Raw genomic sequence first — 237 nt, 5'->3', positions numbered from 1 at the left:
CGTCCGGGGCACCTTGTGATCTTGCCGCAGCAGTAATGCGAGCGCTCAAATGATCCCGATCAGTTCGAGCGTGCGTGTTTGGATTGCGAGCGGCCATTGCGATATGCGCAAAGGGATGCAGGGTCTTGCTCTGATCGTGCAGGAAGGTCTGGGCCGTGATCCGTTCAAGGGGGACGTTTTTGTCTTCCGGGGGAAAAGTGGCCGGCTGATCAAGGCTCTTTGGCATGACGGAATTGG

At 57.4% G+C, this 237-nt stretch carries 1 protein-coding gene; it reads left to right on the top strand.

From position 1 onward, the window contains the following. Nucleotides 1–49: 49 nt before the first annotated feature. Nucleotides 50–237, top strand: a 188-nt coding sequence (tnpB, locus tag EQW76_RS28925; protein WP_143123543.1) for an IS66 family insertion sequence element accessory protein TnpB, incomplete at its 3' end; no start/stop codon positions are given.

It is taken from the genome of Rhizobium sp. rho-13.1, from assembly GCF_007000305.1.
GTDB lineage: Bacteria > Pseudomonadota > Alphaproteobacteria > Rhizobiales > Rhizobiaceae > Rhizobium > Rhizobium rhododendri.
This window is presented reverse-complemented; position numbering and strand designations above follow the sequence as displayed.